The organism is Boudabousia tangfeifanii (assembly GCF_001856685.1).
GTDB classification, from domain to species: Bacteria; Actinomycetota; Actinomycetes; order Actinomycetales; family Actinomycetaceae; genus Boudabousia; species Boudabousia tangfeifanii.
The window spans coordinates 389,041-406,457 of the sequence record NZ_CP017812.1 but is presented as its reverse complement, the minus strand read 5'-3'; the positions used below and the strand labels follow the sequence as shown (position 1 = coordinate 406,457).

General features: G+C 57.5%; 11 protein-coding genes. All 11 read right to left on the bottom strand.

Annotation, left to right across the window (positions count from 1 at the left end; genetic code table 11):
• Nucleotides 1-128 precede the first annotated feature (128 nt).
• Nucleotides 129-1,613 (bottom strand): catalase, encoded by a 1,485-nt coding sequence (locus BK816_RS01530; RefSeq protein ID WP_071163604.1) that lies wholly within the window; start codon nucleotides 1,611-1,613, stop codon nucleotides 129-131.
• A gap of 88 nt (nucleotides 1,614-1,701) precedes the next feature.
• Nucleotides 1,702-2,145, bottom strand: a complete 444-nt coding sequence (locus BK816_RS01525) for a Fur family transcriptional regulator (protein WP_071163603.1) — start codon at nucleotides 2,143-2,145, stop codon at nucleotides 1,702-1,704.
• A gap of 171 nt (nucleotides 2,146-2,316) precedes the next feature.
• Entirely contained in the window at nucleotides 2,317-2,898 is a 582-nt protein-coding gene (locus BK816_RS01520) for a hypothetical protein (RefSeq protein ID WP_071163602.1), read from the bottom strand.
• Between the two features lie 152 nt (nucleotides 2,899-3,050).
• The gene (locus BK816_RS01515; protein WP_083378978.1) at nucleotides 3,051-5,594 is read right to left on the bottom strand and encodes an ATP-dependent Clp protease ATP-binding subunit; all 2,544 of its coding nucleotides are present in this window, start codon (nucleotides 5,592-5,594) and stop codon (nucleotides 3,051-3,053) included.
• Nucleotides 5,595-5,781: 187 nt separating this feature from the next.
• Nucleotides 5,782-6,273, bottom strand: coding sequence for a D-aminoacyl-tRNA deacylase (gene dtd, locus BK816_RS01510; protein WP_071163601.1), 492 nt, complete (start codon nucleotides 6,271-6,273; stop codon nucleotides 5,782-5,784).
• Between the two features lie 118 nt (nucleotides 6,274-6,391).
• Nucleotides 6,392-6,811, bottom strand: coding sequence for a DUF2516 family protein (locus tag BK816_RS01505; protein ID WP_071163600.1), 420 nt, complete (start codon nucleotides 6,809-6,811; stop codon nucleotides 6,392-6,394).
• A gap of 21 nt (nucleotides 6,812-6,832) precedes the next feature.
• On the bottom strand, nucleotides 6,833-8,155 hold the full coding sequence (ygfZ, locus tag BK816_RS01500; protein WP_071163599.1) for a CAF17-like 4Fe-4S cluster assembly/insertion protein YgfZ: 1,323 nt from the start codon (nucleotides 8,153-8,155) through the stop codon (nucleotides 6,833-6,835).
• Nucleotides 8,152-8,973: a hypothetical protein gene (locus tag BK816_RS01495; protein ID WP_071163598.1), complete on the bottom strand. Its 822-nt coding sequence runs from the start codon at nucleotides 8,971-8,973 to the stop codon at nucleotides 8,152-8,154. Before BK816_RS01495 ends, ygfZ begins: the two co-directional genes overlap by 4 nt.
• A gap of 148 nt (nucleotides 8,974-9,121) precedes the next feature.
• The gene (locus tag BK816_RS01490; protein ID WP_071163597.1) at nucleotides 9,122-10,357 is read right to left on the bottom strand and encodes a hypothetical protein; all 1,236 of its coding nucleotides are present in this window, start codon (nucleotides 10,355-10,357) and stop codon (nucleotides 9,122-9,124) included.
• A 350-nt stretch (nucleotides 10,358-10,707) separates the two neighbouring features.
• The gene (locus tag BK816_RS09760; protein WP_071163596.1) at nucleotides 10,708-15,078 is read right to left on the bottom strand and encodes a choice-of-anchor M domain-containing protein; all 4,371 of its coding nucleotides are present in this window, start codon (nucleotides 15,076-15,078) and stop codon (nucleotides 10,708-10,710) included.
• Between the two features lie 105 nt (nucleotides 15,079-15,183).
• Nucleotides 15,184-17,412 (bottom strand): TIGR03773 family transporter-associated surface protein, encoded by a 2,229-nt coding sequence (locus tag BK816_RS01480; RefSeq protein WP_071163595.1) that lies wholly within the window; start codon nucleotides 17,410-17,412, stop codon nucleotides 15,184-15,186.
• Nucleotides 17,413-17,417 lie beyond the last annotated feature (5 nt).

The following is a 17,417-nucleotide window of genomic DNA, read 5'->3' as shown; positions in this document are numbered from 1 at the left end:
CTCCCTCTAGATGGTGCGGGCATCTATCAGGAGTTTTGCTAGTTGTTGTGCGGGTGATAACTAGCTTCGCAAAAGGTTGTGGCCGGATCCTAACTGGAATCCGACCACCGCCTTAAAGCTTGAACTTACTAGGCGATTTCCGCGTGTGCGACACGGATTCGGTCCGAGATTCCCTGGTCAATCTTGGCCCAGTACTGGAAGGCACGCTCACGCACGCCCTCGTCGGAAACCCCAGCGATGTGGCCGGCGACGTTCTGAACGAACTCGTCACGCTGCGCATCGTTGAAGACGTTCATCAGTAGGTCACGAGCCTGGCTGAAATCGTCATCTTCAGCACTGCGGATGGTCTGAGCGCGACGCACTAGGTCACCACTGACACCGAAGGAATCTTCAGCTACGCCCTGCTGGTCTGCGAAAGGACGATCGAAGGAGTTCGGGGCGTATGGTGGCAGATCACCATTGTGATCGTAGGCCATCGGGCCGTCAGCGGCGTAGGTGTTTACCGGAGCGTTCTTCGGACGGTTGACTGGCAACTGCAAGTAGTTAGCGCCGATGCGGTGACGGTGGGTGTCAGCGTAGGAGAAGACACGACCGAGAAGCATCTTGTCTGGGGACAAGCCGGTGCCTGGCACTAGAGCCGATGGATCGAAAGCGGCCTGCTCGATTTGAGCAAAGTAGTTTTCTGGGTTCTTGTTTAGGGTGAAGGTACCAACCTTGATGCGTGGGTAATCCTTGAGGGAAACTACCTTGGTGACATCGAAGATGTTGTAACGGTAGGTGAATCCTTCTTCGAAAGGAATGACCTGCACGTAGAGATCCCACTGAGGGAAGTCGCCACGTTCGATTGCTTCAAATAGGTCACGGCGGTGGGTATCAGCGTCGATGCCGGCTAGTTTGTCGGCTTCGGCGTTGGTGAGGCCACGTACACCCTGACGCGAAATGAAGTGGTACTTGACCCAGAACTTCTCGCCCTCGGCATTGATCCACATGTAAGTGTGGGAGCCGTAGCCGTTCATTTCACGGTAGGTGGCGGGAATGCCACGGTCACCCATCAAGTAGGTTACCTGATGTGCCGATTCTGGGTTGAGGCTCCAGAAGTCCCACTGCATGGTGTTGTCGCGCAAGCCGGAGGCGCCGCGGCGCTTCTGGGAGCGAATGAAGTGTGGGAACTTGATGGCATCGCGAATAAAGAAGATTGGGGTGTTGTTGCCAACGATGTCGAGGTTGCCTTCAGTGGTGTAGAACTTGAGGGCAAAGCCACGAGGATCGCGCCAGGTGTCAGGCGAACCCTGTTCACCAGCAACGGTCGAGAAGCGGGCAAGCATTTCGGTCTTGGTGCCAGGCTGGAAAACGACAGCCTTGGTGTAGGCGGAGACGTCCTCGGTTACTTCAAATTCACCGAAGGCACCGGAGCCCTTGGCGTGAACGACGCGCTCTGGCACGCGTTCGCGGTCGAAGTGCGCCATCTGCTCAACGAAGTGCACGTCGTGCAACATGATCGGGCCGTCTGGACCAGCAGTCAAGGAGTGAGTGTCAGCCTGGACTGGGCAGCCGGTGATGGTGGTTGAACCGGAAGTGTTAACTCCGGGAACAGAATGATTGGCGTTGGTCATGAGACTCTCCTAAAAAAGGTAAAAAATTGAGACGAGGGGACGAGGTGCGGCCCGCCCCCTCGAACAAAACGAGGTGCGGCTCGTCTTGTTACTTGGCTGCAGCTAGGCAAGAAGCACAGGTTCCGCGGTAAATAACCTCGGCTTCATCAACCAAAAAACCATGGTCGATCACTGGCTCTAAGCAGGGTGCGTGCCCTATCGCGCAGGGCACGTCTTCAATCTGACCGCAAGATCGACAAACCAAATGATGATGGTTATCGCCATGGTTGATTTCGTACAGCACACTACGCTGATCTAGCTGTGCCACCCGCACTACCCCAGCATCAGCCAGTGCGTGTAGCGCGTCATACATGGCTTGGCGGGACATCGCGCCGATTTCCTGTCGCACATGGATCAACAGGTTGTCGGCATTAGTGTGCGGGTTGCTTTGCAAGTGTTTGATCACTGCGACTCGCCCAGCGGTCACGCGCAAGCCAGCCTGACGCAAGAGGTCAGCCGGGTCGAGCTGGGAAGTAGCAATGTTTTCTGTCATGGTGTCAGCTTACTCTACTTGTTTGGACTTTGTCAAGTTTTGGAAAAAGTCAAGAAAAAACTTTCGTGGCTGCGGCTTTTGCTTGTATTTCCGCGGTTTTAGGTAAAGAAAAACTGCCAGCTTTTCGGTTTTTCGAAAAACTAGCAGTATTTGTTTCGTATGATTAGGCTCTCAGCTTTCGGTTGATGCTTGGGCTGCCGATTCGGCTTCCGCAACCTTTTCAGCTTTGGCCGCTTTGGTTTTCTTAAACTTTTTCGGCTTGTTTCCGAGCGCTTTTTGCCGCATGGCAATGGCGTATGAAGCCCCAGATTCTTGACCCTGCCCGTAGACTGCTGAAACCAGCGGGAAGAGGGCTAGGAAGCAGATAAATACCCCAATTTGCATTAGCACGTCAGTGCCGAAGTAAACGGAGGTGCGGTCACGCGACATAAGGGTAAGTAGGGTGTAAATGAACCCGCCGAGGACGACTAGCGATCCTAGGGCGGCGAAGGCCTGTCCCACATGGGCCACAGTAATGCCACCTTGTGGTTTCCAGCCGATAGATCCGAGGACGGAACCAAGCATGATTACGGCGGCGGCGGCCATCAAGTACGGAGAAGCTACCATTACCCAAACAGCATTAGGGTTGAGTTGTAGGTAGAGCATGGCGACAGCATCAATTAGCACGAGGACACCGCAGCACCACATCATCAATTTTGCGATCTGGGATTGCGGAGTAACTTCTTCTAGTTCCTCAAGCTCTTCCTTCGGCACCTTCGGGCTCCTTTCAGTCCTGACTAGCCTACTCTACACTCTATTCTATTGGCTTCCCAAGTTAAAAGGATGGGCACAACCAATTCGCTTTGCTTTTCGCAAGCGTTTGGTTGTGCCCATCCTTTGGTCACGTTATTTCCCGAGGGCGAGAATCAGTTTTCTTCGCCGTGGTTTTCAGGGTTGCCTTCGGTTAGTTCGGCCGCATTGTCTGGCACGTCAACGGCTGGGTAAGACCCGGCGAAGGTGAAGTTACGTTCGCCTTCTTCGCCTTCCACATCGACGGTGACCAGCTGTCCGGGCTTGATTTCTCCGAAGAGGATCTTTTCGGACAGGGCGTCCTCGATGTCGCGCTGGAGCGCACGACGCAAAGGACGAGCACCGAGGACTGGGTCGAAGCCACGGTCGGCCAACAGGGTGCGAGCCGCTGGGGTGAGAACGATCGAGAGGTCCTGTTCGCGCATGCGCTGGTCCAAACGGTCGATCATCAAGTCGACAATCAGTTCGATTTCGTCGCGGCGGAGCTGCGGGAAGACCACTACTTCATCCACACGGTTGAGGAACTCGGGGCGGAAGTGCTGCTTGAGTTCCTCGTTGACCTTGGCCTTCATGCGGGTGTAATCGGTGGCGTGCGCATCGCCGGCCTGGAAGCCGGTGAGGACACCCTTGTTGATTTCACGGGTACCAAGATTGGTGGTCATGATGATGACGGTGTTCTTGAAGTCCACCATGCGGCCCTGCGAGTCGGTCAGGCGACCATCTTCTAGGATCTGCAACAGGGAGTTGAAGATGTCTGGGTGGGCCTTTTCGACCTCGTCAAACAAGACCACGCTGAAGGGGCGACGGCGAACCTTTTCGGTGAGTTGGCCGCCCTCGTCGTAACCGACGTAGCCGGGAGGCGAACCGAAGAGTCGCGAAGCGGTGTGTTTTTCCCCGAACTCGGACATATCGAGCTGGATGAGGGCATCTTCGTCGCCGAAGAGGAACTCGGCCAAAGCCTTAGCCAATTCGGTTTTACCAACACCGGTTGGGCCGGCGAAGATGAAGGAACCACCGGGGCGCTTGGGGTCTTTCAGACCGGCGCGAGTACGGCGAATCGACTGGGATAGGGCCTTAACGGCGTCATCCTGGCCGATAATGCGCTTGTGGAGTTCATCTTCCATGTGCAATAGCTTCTCGGACTCGGCCTCGGTGAGCTTGAGTACCGGAATGCCAGTGGACATGGCCAGCACTTCCGCGATCGATTCTTCGGTAACTTCGCTGATTTCAGTGTCAGCCTTTTCGCGCCAAGCTTGTTCTTCGTCGGCGCGCTGCTGAATCAGCTTCTGTTCGGTGTCGCGCAAGGCGGCAGCCTTTTCGAAGTCCTGGTTTTCGATGGCCGCTTCTTTTTCTTCCTTCGCGGTGGCGATCTTTTCGTCGAGTTCGCGCAGGATGCTAGGTGCGGTCATGCGGGCGATGCGTAGGCGGGCACCAGCCTCGTCCAGGAGGTCGATTGCCTTGTCCGGCAAGAAGCGGTCGTTGACGTAACGGTCTGCCATAGTGGCGGCAGCACCGATCGCTTCATCGGTGATGATGACCTTGTGGTGGGCTTCGTAGCGGTCACGCAGACCCTTGAGGATCTGGACGGTTTCTTCAACCGAGGGTTCTTCGACGCGCACTGGCTGGAAACGGCGTTCGAGGGCCGCATCCTTTTCGATGTGCTTGCGGTATTCGTCCAGGGTGGTGGCACCGATGGTCTGGAGTTCACCACGTGCCAGCATTGGCTTGAGGATCTGGGCGGCATCGATGGCCCCTTCGGCAGCACCAGCACCCACAAGGGTGTGGATTTCGTCGATGAAGAGGATGATGTCACCACGGGTGGTGATTTCCTTGAGCACCTTCTTGAGGCGTTCTTCGAAGTCACCACGGTAGCGGCTACCGGCCACCAAGGAACCCATATCCAAGCTGTAAATCTGCTTGTCTTTCAAAGTTTCAGGGACATCACCACGAACGATGGCTTGGGCCAAACCTTCGATGACGGCGGTCTTACCAACGCCAGGTTCACCAATCAACACTGGGTTGTTCTTGGTGCGGCGCGAGAGGATCTGCATGACGCGTTCCATCTCTTGGTGGCGACCGATCACTGGGTCGAGGCGCTTTTCCATGGCTGCGGTGGTCAAGTTGCGACCGAACTGGTCAAGGATGGCGCTGGCGCGCTGACCGGTCATGGTCGAGGACTGTCCGCCCACGCCCACGGTTTCCTTGCCTTCTTCGCCACCACCGGTGTAACCCGAGAGTAGCTGCATGACCGACTGACGCAAAGCGTTGACATCGACCGACATGGTCTTGAGGACCTGGCTGGCCACGCCTTCGGTTTCGCGGAGCAGACCGAGCAGCAGGTGTTCGGTGCCAATGTAGTTGTGGCCGAGCTGGAGGGCTTCACGCAATGCCAGCTCGAATACCTTTTTCCCGCGAGGAGTAAAAGGAATGTGACCGGAAGATTCCGAGGTGCCACGGCCGATAATGTCGACGGTGGTTTTACGGACTGAATCTAGGGTCAGGTCGAAAGACTTTAGCGCCTTTGCGGCAATGCCATCGCCTTCACTAATTAGCCCCAGCAGCAGGTGCTCGGTGCCAATGTAGTTATGGTTCAATTCGCGCGCTTCGTCCTGCGCCAAAACTACGACGCGACGAGCCCGGTCGGTAAACCGTTCAAACATGTAATACTCCTCCACTGCCCAACCGAAAATCGGGTTGCCAAAATAAGCATAGGTTGGGCGTTCCTTGCTAAAAGACTAGTGTGCTAAGGCCAATTACTCGCGCCTGTTCGCCAGCGGCGAGGGTATTTTTAAAAGTTTTCGCCCTACGCGCACGCAAAATAGGATCTGCGTTACTAGTTGGGGAAAATCAGACCTCTACCAGCACGGTGAAGGGACCGTCGTTTACCAGTTCGACTTCCATCATGGCACCGAACTTGCCGGTCGCTACTTCAAGGCCGAGGTCACGCAACTGCGAAACTACCTCGTTGAAGATTGGTTCGGCCACGTCCCCCTTGGCCGCATCGATCCAGGTGGGGCGGCGGCCCTTAGCGGTTGAACCATACAGGGTGAACTGGGAAACCAGTAGTAGTGGGGCACCCAGTGTAAGGGCAGAAACTTCTTGCCCGACGGTGGTCGAGGCGGTGGCTTTGCCGTCCTCTCCCTGACCTTCCGCTGGTTCTGCCGGGGCTTCCAGCAGGCGCAGGTTGGCTAGTTTGTCAACCATTTTCTTGATCTGGGCGGGACCATCATCGTGAGTAATGCCTACTAGCACCACGAGTCCGGGACGAGTAATTTCCCCCACGGTTTGCCCGTCTACTCTCACTGCGCCACGTAGGGCACGTTGGACAACTGCTCTCATGTCCCCTCCAAACTAGTTAGTTACAAATGGTAAAAGTCTGTGGTTGTTTTGGTTTTGCCAACCGAGGGCGGCCTCACCTTCCGGTTTTGCCAACCGAGGGCGGCCTCGGCTAAGTGCCTTACCAGTCGCGTGGGCCTTTGCCGGGGCGCTGCTGGTATGGTCCGGTGCCCTTCTGGCGTTGCCGGAAGGCGTCCACTCGCACTTTGTCGCCGGTCAGGTAAACGCCGGGGACGGCGAACATGAGTAGGCCGAAGAAGTTGCCGATGGCCAAGGGGCGCACGAAGTTAAACAGTGGCAGGTTGATTCCCACCAGGTGCAGCAGATAGGAAATGCTGGCGATTCCTGACCCAATGGTGAAGAGCACCGAGAGCCACAAGATAACTAGCCAGAAGTTTTTGGTGCGGCGTCCGAAGGCGACGAAGGCATTGGCTGGGGTGGTTGAGGCGTGAATGGCCGCCCAGAGGCAAACAATTGCTAGAACCAGGTTCAATGCTGAGTTAGCAATGTTCTGGATCAAAAGTATTAAGTAAGCAGTCAAACTGTTTCTCTCCTCTTGCGGCTAGTTCAAACGAGGGCGGTTTCCGCGTAGGTTTTGCCCGCGCAGTTCCTTGCCTGGGCGGTCGCTGGGTGATGCTTCCGCCTTTCCGTCAATAGCCACAATAGTAGTCGATGCGGCGGCGACTTCGCCGACTTGGAGCACTGCCCGAGCGTCAAGGGAGCGGCGGAGCAGGGCCAAACCGATCGGTCCTTGTTCATAGTGAACCGCTCTGGCTAGCAGGGTACCGTCCTCTTTTTCGCCGGCCTTAATGGTGGCTCCGCGTTCGGGAAGTTCGTGTTCGGAACCGTCAAGGTCAACGGCGGCGAGGCGTCGGGGTGGTCGTCCCACATTGACGATGCGGGCCACGGTTTCTTGCCCGCAGTAGCAGCCCTTGTGTAGGTGGACGGCCGAGCGCAAAAGGTCGAATTCGTGGGGCAAAGCTTTACCGTCGAAGTCGCTGGTAGTTGGGCGCCAGGCAGCGATTCGCTGTGCTTCCCAGGCTAGGTAGCCGGCCAGATACTGCCAGCGGCAACCTTCGGCAGGTGCAGTTCCGGCCTGCACGGAGCCGGTGAAGCCGGTGCCAAGTTGTCCTAGCCAGCCGAGGGCGTCCTCGGTTCGCACCAAGGTGAGGCGACGTTTTTGGCGCTCGCCGGGGTGGGCGGCATGCGGCAGAGCCCCGGTGTAGGTGGTACCGCCCGGTAGTTCGTCCGGCCAAGGGTCTCGGGCGCCCAACACGATGCCGGGCACGCCACTAATGTCGGTCAGTTCGGATTCGAGTTCACGCTCGATCATGTCACCCAGAACCAGGTGGGTCTCGGAAAGGTCGGTGACTTGTACGTCTGAGCGGAAGCGCATGCGGTTGAGGAATTCGGCGAGCGCGGGGGCGTCCTCGGCCAAAATCAGGGTTTCTTCCCCATTGTCGGCTACGAAACCCTGCCAAGTGATGTGCCCGTTCGCATCCAGCCAGAGGGTTTCGCGCCAGTATTTGGGCTGGTGGTGCAGGTCGAGCATTTCTTGGGAAACTAGATTGTTCAGCCAGGTCAGGCGTTCGCTGCCGGTTAGACGGATGGCTCCCATGGGCAAAACGGTGACGGCTTGACCGTGTGCTAGGCGCTCTTGTTCCCCCAACAGGTCTCCGTAGTGCATGGGGAGCTCGCCGCGCGGGGACTCATTGCTAGGTAGCTCATCTTCAGTTTTGGTGGAATCGGCTTGGTCGACTGCCAGTTCGGGGGCGTCGTCGCTGGCCGAGGGCGCTGGCAGGTCCCTTACTCGGGCGGGAAAATCGCCGATAACAGCGCCGGGTAGTTGCTTGAGGGTCTCGAGTGCTTTAGCAGGTAGGCTCATTTTTCTTCCTTCCACGGCTTTCGCAAGTCCACTAGACTTTCATCCACTTGGGCTAGGCGGCCGGTGGCAACAGGGACGAGGTCGTCTTCCCCTAGGCTTTGGCCGGCGGCAGTAAGTTCAGTGAAACGTTTGGCTGAAAACGCCAGTTCGTTCCACATTAATTCACTATCGACTAGGCCGAACATGCGGATGCGACCGCCCGAACCGTCGGTGCCGAAGCTTTCGGCGAGAGCGTAGTCGCGAGCTGGGTTTTCGGCCTCGTCTTGGTTTGCACTTAATGCTTCTGGAGCGACGGTAGAAGCTCCTGGAAGAACAAGGGTGGTGTCTGCGTTTTCTTCCCCGGCGCCGAGGGATTGCCATTGGCCACGCGGGGGCACCATCACGCCGGACCATTCGCGGCCGGACTGCCAGGTGGCTAGTTCTTCGACGGTGGGCCAAGCAGCGTTTTCGTCCTCGGCCAAGGTGGTGGCCACGGACTGTGGTGGCACGAGGTCGGTGGCGGTAAACACGAGTTGTACCGGGTTGGTTTCGGCGTGAATAGCTTGCACCTGTAGCCGCTGCCAGCGGGCAAAGCGGTTCCCAACCGGAGTAAGTTTGGCACTTCCCGCTTGGGCACTTTCTTGTGGCTGGGCGAAGCCGTTGGCCCCTTGCCATTGCCAGACAAAGAAGAGTTCTTCTTCGTGGACTAAAACTTGTAGACTCTGGGTGCCGAGCGCTTGCGGACCGGCGGGAAGCCAAGCCCCATAACCGCGCCAATTTCCTAGCATCCAAGCTAGCGGCAGAAGTTTTTCGGGCAAGTTTGCGGGAATAGTAATCATATTTTTAGGCTAGCTTAAATGGGTAAAGTTTTCGCCCTCGATCTGCGTTTGAGAGCCGAGGGCGAACAAAGCACTTAGAGCCTTTGCGCTAGGGGGAACTATCACCGGAAAACCTGTGTGCCGGCAACGAAAGCTGCGGCGAAAAACTTTAGGCGCCAGCCATTCTTACGAGGGCGTAAGTGGGCATGGCCATCACGATGGTCGGCAAGACTCCCCAGGCAATGGCGCCCCAGAGTGGCACGCGGACGGTGGTGGGACGCAAGATGCGGATTCCTAACATCACCACGAAGCCGGAGAGCATGCCGGCAAGTAGACCGACCAGAATGAGTGGGATCGCTCCCCCGCCCACGATTTGTCCTAGCCGCAAAAGCACATCGGCATTGCGCCCGGTAATCAGATTTGAACTGTATAGTGCGGCCGCGATTAGAGCCCCAAGGAGGCCACTAAGAATAATGGTGATAGTGCGGGCGGTTTCGTTCAGCATCCAGTAAACGTTGATTTCTTGGATCAGCGCCCCCTCGGGCGAATCTGCTGCCACCCACACGCGGGTGGTGCGGGAAGGATGAGTGCGTTCCACCGTCATCAAGTTTGAGCGAACCGCACCGAGTCCAGGCCAAAGCATACGCATTAACTGGAAGCTGAGGGCCGCACCGGCGACGCACACGGAGGAACCGACGAGTGCAAGTTCCCAAGAACCGTGCGGGGCCAAGCCGACAATTGCTACCGAACAGGTAGCCGCCACTGTCGTCATTACCGTGGTGGAGACTGAATCCAGCAATCGAGGGCGGCCGTCCTTACGCAACATTTCGGCAATAAAGGCAGCCACCACGGAGAGTGCACAAATAATGGCCGCAATATATAGATCGTCGAGGACGCGAACTGCCAGTACGGACAGTAGCGAGAAGATTAGGGCCACTGCGCTGGAATGACGTGGAGCGGGCGCGCCTACCGTGCGAGGCAAGCCCAGTGAGACCATCGCAGCGGTTACTAGGGCCAGCATGGTCAAAATATCTCGACCGAGGGTGGCTCCCAGTAGGGAAACGAATGACAAAATGATGGCGGAGAAAACAGTGATCCAGGCGGCGGTAGGAACCGAGGTGCGCCATTTGGCGTCTGCTTCAATGTCGAGTATGAGTCCAGCAGAGGGGTCGTCGCCCTCGGCCACCGGATCCAAGTACTGCACGGAGCGGTCTTGGGGCGCTGGTGCCACTGGGGTGGGGGCGCTCGGTTCGGTGGGTGCCTCAGTTTCCGCCGCTACTGCTTCTGCCGGCGTATCGAGGACGGGCGAAGCCTCGCCGTTTTCGTTCGTAAGCTCAGAGGTTCCCTCCGAGTTCGAGTCGGCCTTTGTAGCGTCGGTTACAGGGTTGACGTTATCTGGATTCACCCCATTAGTTTGCCTTAAAAAAGGGTAAATACCTAGTTTTGGCTCGCTACAAGCGACGAAATTCGCGAGAAGGGATATAATAATTAACAGCTGAGCCGTTAAGCCCCGGGCTCCAACTCTTGCCACTTCGAGTGGCCTTCGCGCCGACAGGCGCTTTCCGGCTCAGCCTTAAAGCTTCACAACCTGCCCCGTTGGTCCACCCACCCCCTCGCGACCGACGGGGCTTTTTTGGTTAATCCTACTTTTTGTTGATATTGCGTAGTTTTCACCGAAAGTTAAGCCGGCGAAGTAGACAGTTCTAAGCTGTTTACTTCGCCGGCTTTACTTGATTTGAGCTAGCGTCTAAGGCTCTAGCTCTTCTTACGTCCTGCGGCAATCAGGAGCACTACCCCGGCAATTGCCCCGAAGATGCCGGCTCCCACGAGGAAGCCGCGCCACCAGCCGTTGTCAGCTACCGCAGCTGGAGCAGCTTGGGCACTGTTTTGCACGGTGGCAGTTTCTTCCTTCGGCACCTGCACTGCCTGTGGCACTGCGGTGGTAGCTGGTGCTTCGGCAGTAGGTTCAGTGCTGGCCGCTGGGATTGGTTCCGCGGTCGGTTCGGCAGTAGCTGCCGGCAAAGCGCCTCCTACAGGCAAGTTGCCATTGCTTGGTAGAGTGCCAAAGCCAGGGGCAGCATTTACTGGCGCACTACTTACTGGAGTATTGGGCAAGCCGCCCGAGGACGGGAGATTTCCCATTGGCATGGCGTTATTGGTGGACTGGTTACCGTTCACTTCCGCCCCGTTTGCCAGCGGAGCCGACTGTGGGGTTTGCTGTGGTTCTGTGCGGTTTTGCTTCCACACATTATTCGACAACAGGTCACGGTGCTGACGCTGGATCCCATTATCCTTCGGGTAGAGGCGCGGTGGGATCGTGGCCGGCAGTTCAGCTACAGGCCGGTTCGGCAAAGGAGTTACTACCGGCTGGCTCGGAGCTGGCTGTTGCGGCATAGCCACGGGGATCGAATCCTCGCTTGGCTGTGACACAGGTGTTGTTGGCTCACTTGGCTGGCTAGGAACGACAGGTTCCTCAGGCTGAGCTGGTTTGCTCGGGGCCGGTTTGACCGGAACACTTGGTGCCGGCTGGACGGGTTGCGCCTCATCGCCTGGCTGTGCTGGCTTTACCGGCTGTGCTGGCTTAGCTGGGTTGCTGGGCACCATTGGCTCTGCTGGGGCGACAGGTTGCGCCGGCTTCGTCGGCTTAGCTGGTTCGGCTGGCTTAGCTGGTTCGGCTGGCTCTGCCGGCTTGGCCGGTTCGCTTGGCTGCGGCAAAGGCTTGACCTCAACCGGCTCACTCGGCGCTGGCTGCACCGGTTCACTCGGCTTGGCCGGTTCGCTTGGCTGCACCGGTTCGACTGGCTGAGCTGGCTGACTTGGCTTCGTAGGTTCGCTCGGAACAACCGGCTTTTGAGGCTTACTTGGCTGAGTCGGTTCAACTGGAGTTTCCGGCTGTGGCAATGGGCGAATCACTACCGGATCGTCTGGCACAGTAGGTTCTGGCTCAGGCTGAACTGGCTGGGTTGGTTCACTCGGTGCCACTGGCTTTTCTGGAACAACCGGATTTTCTGGGGCCACCGGCTCAGTTGGTTCGCTGGGCTGCGGCAAAGGCTTTACCTCAACCGGCTCATCTGGCACGGTCGGTTCGTCCTCGACCCCATCCTCGGCTGGGAAAGGAGGCTGTTGAGTCGCAACCCGATCGAGCACCTTCGCACCCTCGGACAAGGCGGTCTTACCCACCAAGAAGGAAACGTGCAAAGTGCGTGAAACTGGCTGACCGTTGGGTAGCTTCCATTCGTAGACTAGGTCGGTCGAGTAAACACCAGGCTTTGAGAACCAGAAGTTTTGGTGATCGTGGGTCAAGTCCTGGTAGGTAATGCGCGCCTTCGGGTTAGCGCAATCCAAACCAACATCAACCTGACCGAGCAAGTTCACGTGGCCAGAAACAAGGTTTCCGGGTCCAGTGCAGTTGGTAGCGCGGATGGTCATGGCCGAGGCCGGATCATACTGGCCGTCCACTAAAGCTAGCGAAGAGAAGCCCAACCAGACGAATCGGGGATCCTGAATCTGCGGGAGGGTGTAGGTTTTCTCGCCCATTTCTGGGTGGGACTTGGTTAGCTGTGGCGGTACCGGCGACTTGGTTTCTTCCGGCACGGCAAATGCGAAGCTACCAGATGGACGCAGCACTTCCTTAGCTGGATTCTGGCCATCATTCAAATAGGCCTCGTTGCGGATCTGGTCGCCATCGGCGAAGGAACCGACCGCCATATCCATGTGACCATCAGTGATAATCACATTCGGAATCTGATCCTTCCAAGCCTGCTTTAGGCCCTTGACCACTGCCGTAACTTCCTGATCGGTGGGCTGGTGACCACGTGGTGGGCGCGGTGGCCGTGGCTTATGAGGCTTTGGCGTTGGGGCCGGAACCGGTTCAGCAGTCGGCACTGGGGCCGGAGCTGGGACGGGCTCAACCGAAGGAGTTGGAGCTGGCACCGGTTCAGCGCTTGGAACTGGAGCTGGTTCCTTCGTTGGGGTTGGCTTTGGCGCTGGGGTGGGCGCAGGCAGTGGCGGGACAACTGGTTCTGCACTCGGCGCTGGTGGCAACACTGGTTCTACACTCGGTTCCGGCTTCGGCTCAGGTTCCTTAGTTGGAGCTGGGGCCGGTTCTTTCGTCGGAGTCGGTGCTTCTGGTGATGGCTCAACGCTAGGAGTTGGGGCCGGAGTTGGTTCCGCGCTGGGCTCTGGCTTTGGAGCTGGTTCCTTGGTGGGAACTGGCGCCGGAGTCGGAACGGGAGTTGGCTCTGCACTTGGAGTCGGTGCTGGGACCGGCTTTGGTTCCTTAGTCGGTGCAGGTGCAGGTGCTGGAGTTGGGGTTGGTGCCGGAGTCGGTTCCGCACTAGCTTCCGGGGTGGGCTCTGGGCGCTTCGGGAAGTGTGGGAAGGTCGAAGGGTCGGCGCCATTCATCTTCGGCAATTCAGAACATTTTACCGGCTTGGTTTCCGGCAATAGCTTGGCGTTAGCATCTAGCTTCTTGCGTAGCTGGTTGATCGCGTTATTGCCTACCACGAACTGCCATTCGGCGAAATCGTACTGGCGAGTATTGTCTTGCAAGTTCGCGTTGTACTGGATTGCGGCCTTGTAAACGCCAGGACGGCTGAAGGCGAAACGCAATGGTTCCTTGCCCGGCATGAAGAACTGCAGGTCAGTGTGCTGGGAGTTGAAGTTACCCAAGAGAGGTTGGAAAGCTCCGCCCTCGTCCATGCCAACCACCATTCGGCCGCCCTTAGGGGCATCGTAGGTGGAGATTTCGACCTGGAGTTTTTGACGGTTCAAATCATCAAAGTCAACCCCGGTGGTATCTAGGCCGAGGCCGGGGCCACCGCCGGGTTTGACCTGGCCGGCCAGCCCAGTAAACCACCAGTTCTTGGTGTAGTTGTGCTTCGACAAGTCGGTCATGTACTTATCATCAGCTAGGCAGTGCAAGAAATCGTCTGGAACTTCGAAGACCGGGTAGGAGCCGTGGCTTTCACCAGTACCATCCTCGAGCATGTCACCAGTAATGGCACCTGCCCCAGCTTCTCGAGTCAAAACCAAACGGTGGGAGCCGGTCTCGACATGATCCTCTGCATATTCGGCGGCACCAGTCGAATTAATCTGTTTGAGGGCCTCTTCCCCGTCCTGCGGGGTTACCACTGTTTCAATTGGCTTAGGATCAACTTCCAACTTAGTTGGCACCGGCAACCCCAATTCACTGCGGATTTGCTCTGCCGATCGGCTAATCGAGTTCAAGCCAACCGTAGTGCCCTTGGGTAAACCAACCTGTTCGTCGCTACCAACCAACCAGTACTGGGTGATCGGGGCAGATTCTTCAACTTGGCCATCAAAGTGCTTGCCTTTAGCCACCCAAGTCAGCTTGTAAATGCCTGGCTCGCTAAAGGTCCAGTCGAGGTGACCGTGACCACCCACCGTCATGGTGTGCTGGCGACGATCGCGCGAAGAGAGGTGACGCTGGGCGCCATTCCAACCTGGCCGGTAGTTGAAAACTTCCATATCGCCAGGGCCCTGGAAATCCACCAAGTTGAACTGCACGCTATTGGCTACGAAATCGGTGGGAACTTCCCATTCGTGATGCGGGTCGAAAGCGCCAAAGCCCGCCCAGATGGGACGCCAGCCATTGTAAAGCTGGTTTGGAGCGTGCCAGACGATGCGACCAGGTGCCCCCAAGAAGGACAAGTTCTTGTCATTAGGCACCACCATACGGGAAATTTCAGTACCCGCCGGCACCCCTTGGTCACCACCGGCGGCAGCATCGGGAGCCAAGCGCATACAAACCGTATCCGAGGGGACTACATGCTGACCATCAACGGTCATGATGGTCAATTTGCCCTCATGACGAGTGATATAGGTGGCGTCAACGTGGGCATGGTATAGCAAGCGGCGACCAGCACATGGGTGAGGCACCTGCTTCCCGCCCTCGTCAATTTTCAAGTCCTTGGGAGCATTCACACCCCAGCCTTTAGGACCGGGACGATGCTCCGTCTCGTGGGTTTCAGTGGCACCTGTTGGGGTATCCGCCTCGTCGGCTGCATTGGCTTGACTTGCGGGTAAGCCCGAAGCAAGCAAACCGGTCGTACTCAGCGCGAAGGCCGCGAGGACGGTGGGGAGGGTGCGGAATGGACGTTTCATTAGCTCGAGTTCTTTCTAATTAGTTGGAGCTGTAAAAAGTTTTGGAGGGCCGAGGGCGCCCGCCAAGAATGTTGGTTAGGTTGGCTAGGCGCCCTCGGTTCGCCATCAACGTTGACGACGGCGACTGGCCTGTACTACTAAGCCCATGCCGAGCAGTCCTAGCCCGAGGGCGAAGACTGCGTATTCCACGCTGGAGGCACCGGTATTAGCTAGTACTGGCTGGCCGTTGGGTCCCACAGTGACTTGGCTGGGGTCAACGCCCTTGCCGGAACGGAAACTGTCGGGGACTGCGGGAAGCTTCTGGGCTTCCTGCTTGGTGATTTTGCGAGTGGGTTGGCAGGATCGACCGTACTGGTCGCGCCAAAGCACCTGGGTCTGGCCGTTAGAAACTACCTGGGCACCGAGGTCGAAGTGACCGGCGGTGATGCCGCTGCCGCTACCGACGGTAAAGGTCAGCGGGGTACGAGCCACAATCTTCTTACCATTGCGCAAGGTGGCGATCTGGCTAATTTCTAGACGATAGGTGCCTGGGGCGGTGAATACCCAGTTCGGGTGAACGTGAGTATTGCGGCCAATCACGGTTGAGCCACCGAAGCGGCTACCGGAGGCAGCGAACCAACGCTGTCCAACTACCTTGCCGAAGTTACCGGAAGTGAAAACTTCCATTGCGCCTGGGCCGGAGAAGCCGGTGAGGGCCCAAGTGACTTCACCAGTGGTCTGGTTCAAGATCGACTCGTCCATGGTGTTGGCTCCGAGCCAAGGCACATTAGGAATCTGGGTGGCACCGATCATCCAAACTGGAGTGTTGGCGGGGATGATCCCAATCGGCGAGTTAGTGCGACTGCGGCTGGCATCACCTAGATGGAAAACGACCCCGGCTGGATCGCGCCAAACTGCTGGTGAAGTGCGATCGTCCTTGACCCGCGCGGCCAAAGAAACTTGGGAGCTGGCCGACTGATATGGACGGCAGACCACTGGCTGTGGTTGCTGGTAGTTCTGACGCAACGACGAAATCGGGGTTGGGGTCTTGGCGTTAGGACGTTTTGGAGCTGGGGCGGGAGCAACCGGTTGGTTTACTCCTGGGGTTACCGAGTTACCGCCTGGCTTTACTGGGGTTGCCGGCTGCACTGGGGTAGGCTGCGCTGGAGCCTCTTCTTGCGGATCGTTCGCCACTGGCGGCTGTGGGGCCGGAGTTTCTTCCGGGCTGGTTGCCTCTGGCGTGGATTCTGGAGTGTTAGCTGCTTCTGGCGTGGGAGCCACAGGTTTTTGTGGCGCTTCAGCAGTCGGAGCGCTCGGAGTTGGCTCTACACTTGCAACTTCTTCCGGAGTGACATCCACTGGCACAGCTCCCGGCTCTTCTACCGTAGCTTCAGTAGTGGGCTCAGGGGTGGGTACCTCAACGCGTGGTGGAATCTGACCATCTTCTGGGCTTGATTCGACCGAGGGCGCTGGAGCTGGCTTGGCCGGAGCAGGCTGCGCTGGAGCCGGAGTGGGCTTGACCGGAGCGGGCGCTGGGGTTGGTTTCGTGGGTGCTGGCGCTGGAGCCGGAGCGGGCGCTGGGACCGGCTTTACCGGAGCGGGCTTTACCGGAGCTGGCTTGGCAGGAGCGGGGGCCGGCTTAGCTGGAACTGGTTTGGGCAGCTTGCTCAAATCGCCAACTTCCCAGTTATATGTAGCTAGGTTCGAGCGGAAGGTCTTGCCGTTCTTGGCGGCAATGGCCTGCAGCTTCATGGTGTAACGTCCAGGCTTTTCAAAAATCCAGTGGGCGTGAGTGTGAGCTGGGTAGGCCTGAGTTCTAACTGCCCCAGTCTTAACCTGATAGTTATTGCCATCGAGTAGAGGCATCACGTTTCCCCATACTCCCGAAGATGCTAAGAAGATTCGGCCCGGGCCATTAACTTCAATGAACTGTAGTTTGACGGCATTAAATCCGGCATTCGCGACCTCGAGCGTATCCCAACCTGGCCAGAGCAAAGCTGGATCCTGAGTCTGTGGAAGGTAGTAACCGGGAACCCCAATTTCAGGGATGTTCTGTGGCAAAGTTGAGAAAGCCTGTGGCTTTACCACCAAAGTCACATCCTCGGCTGGGCGGCGAACTCCCAAACCTGTGACGTCTTCTTTTACATCCAGCTTGAGCTGATCACCCTTGGCAGAGACGTTAAAAATGTCGACATGGCCTTTATCCAAGCGAACATTTGTGGCCGCTTGCGCAGCTGGGTTCATAGGAGCAAGAGAAAACCCTAAAAATGCACAGATAAAGGCAATTAATAGGGCCGAGGACGAACGCGGATGCTTGGTTAACTCTGCGTGAGTCCCAAAAGTGCGGTCAGACATGGCAG

Coding starts and splice junctions, on each gene's coding strand:
- BK816_RS01530 (WP_071163604.1), bottom strand. CDS start 1,613: ATGACCAACGCCAATCATTCTGTTCCCGGAGTTAACACTTCCGGTTCA.
- BK816_RS01525 (WP_071163603.1), bottom strand. CDS start 2,145: ATGACAGAAAACATTGCTACTTCCCAGCTCGACCCGGCTGACCTCTTG.
- BK816_RS01515 (WP_083378978.1), bottom strand. CDS start 5,594: ATGTTTGAACGGTTTACCGACCGGGCTCGTCGCGTCGTAGTTTTGGCG.
- dtd (WP_071163601.1), bottom strand. CDS start 6,273: ATGAGAGCAGTTGTCCAACGTGCCCTACGTGGCGCAGTGAGAGTAGAC.
- ygfZ (WP_071163599.1), bottom strand. CDS start 8,155: ATGAGCCTACCTGCTAAAGCACTCGAGACCCTCAAGCAACTACCCGGC.
- BK816_RS01495 (WP_071163598.1), bottom strand. CDS start 8,973: ATGATTACTATTCCCGCAAACTTGCCCGAAAAACTTCTGCCGCTAGCT.
- BK816_RS09760 (WP_071163596.1), bottom strand. CDS start 15,078: ATGAAACGTCCATTCCGCACCCTCCCCACCGTCCTCGCGGCCTTCGCG.
- BK816_RS01480 (WP_071163595.1), bottom strand. CDS start 17,412: ATGTCTGACCGCACTTTTGGGACTCACGCAGAGTTAACCAAGCATCCG.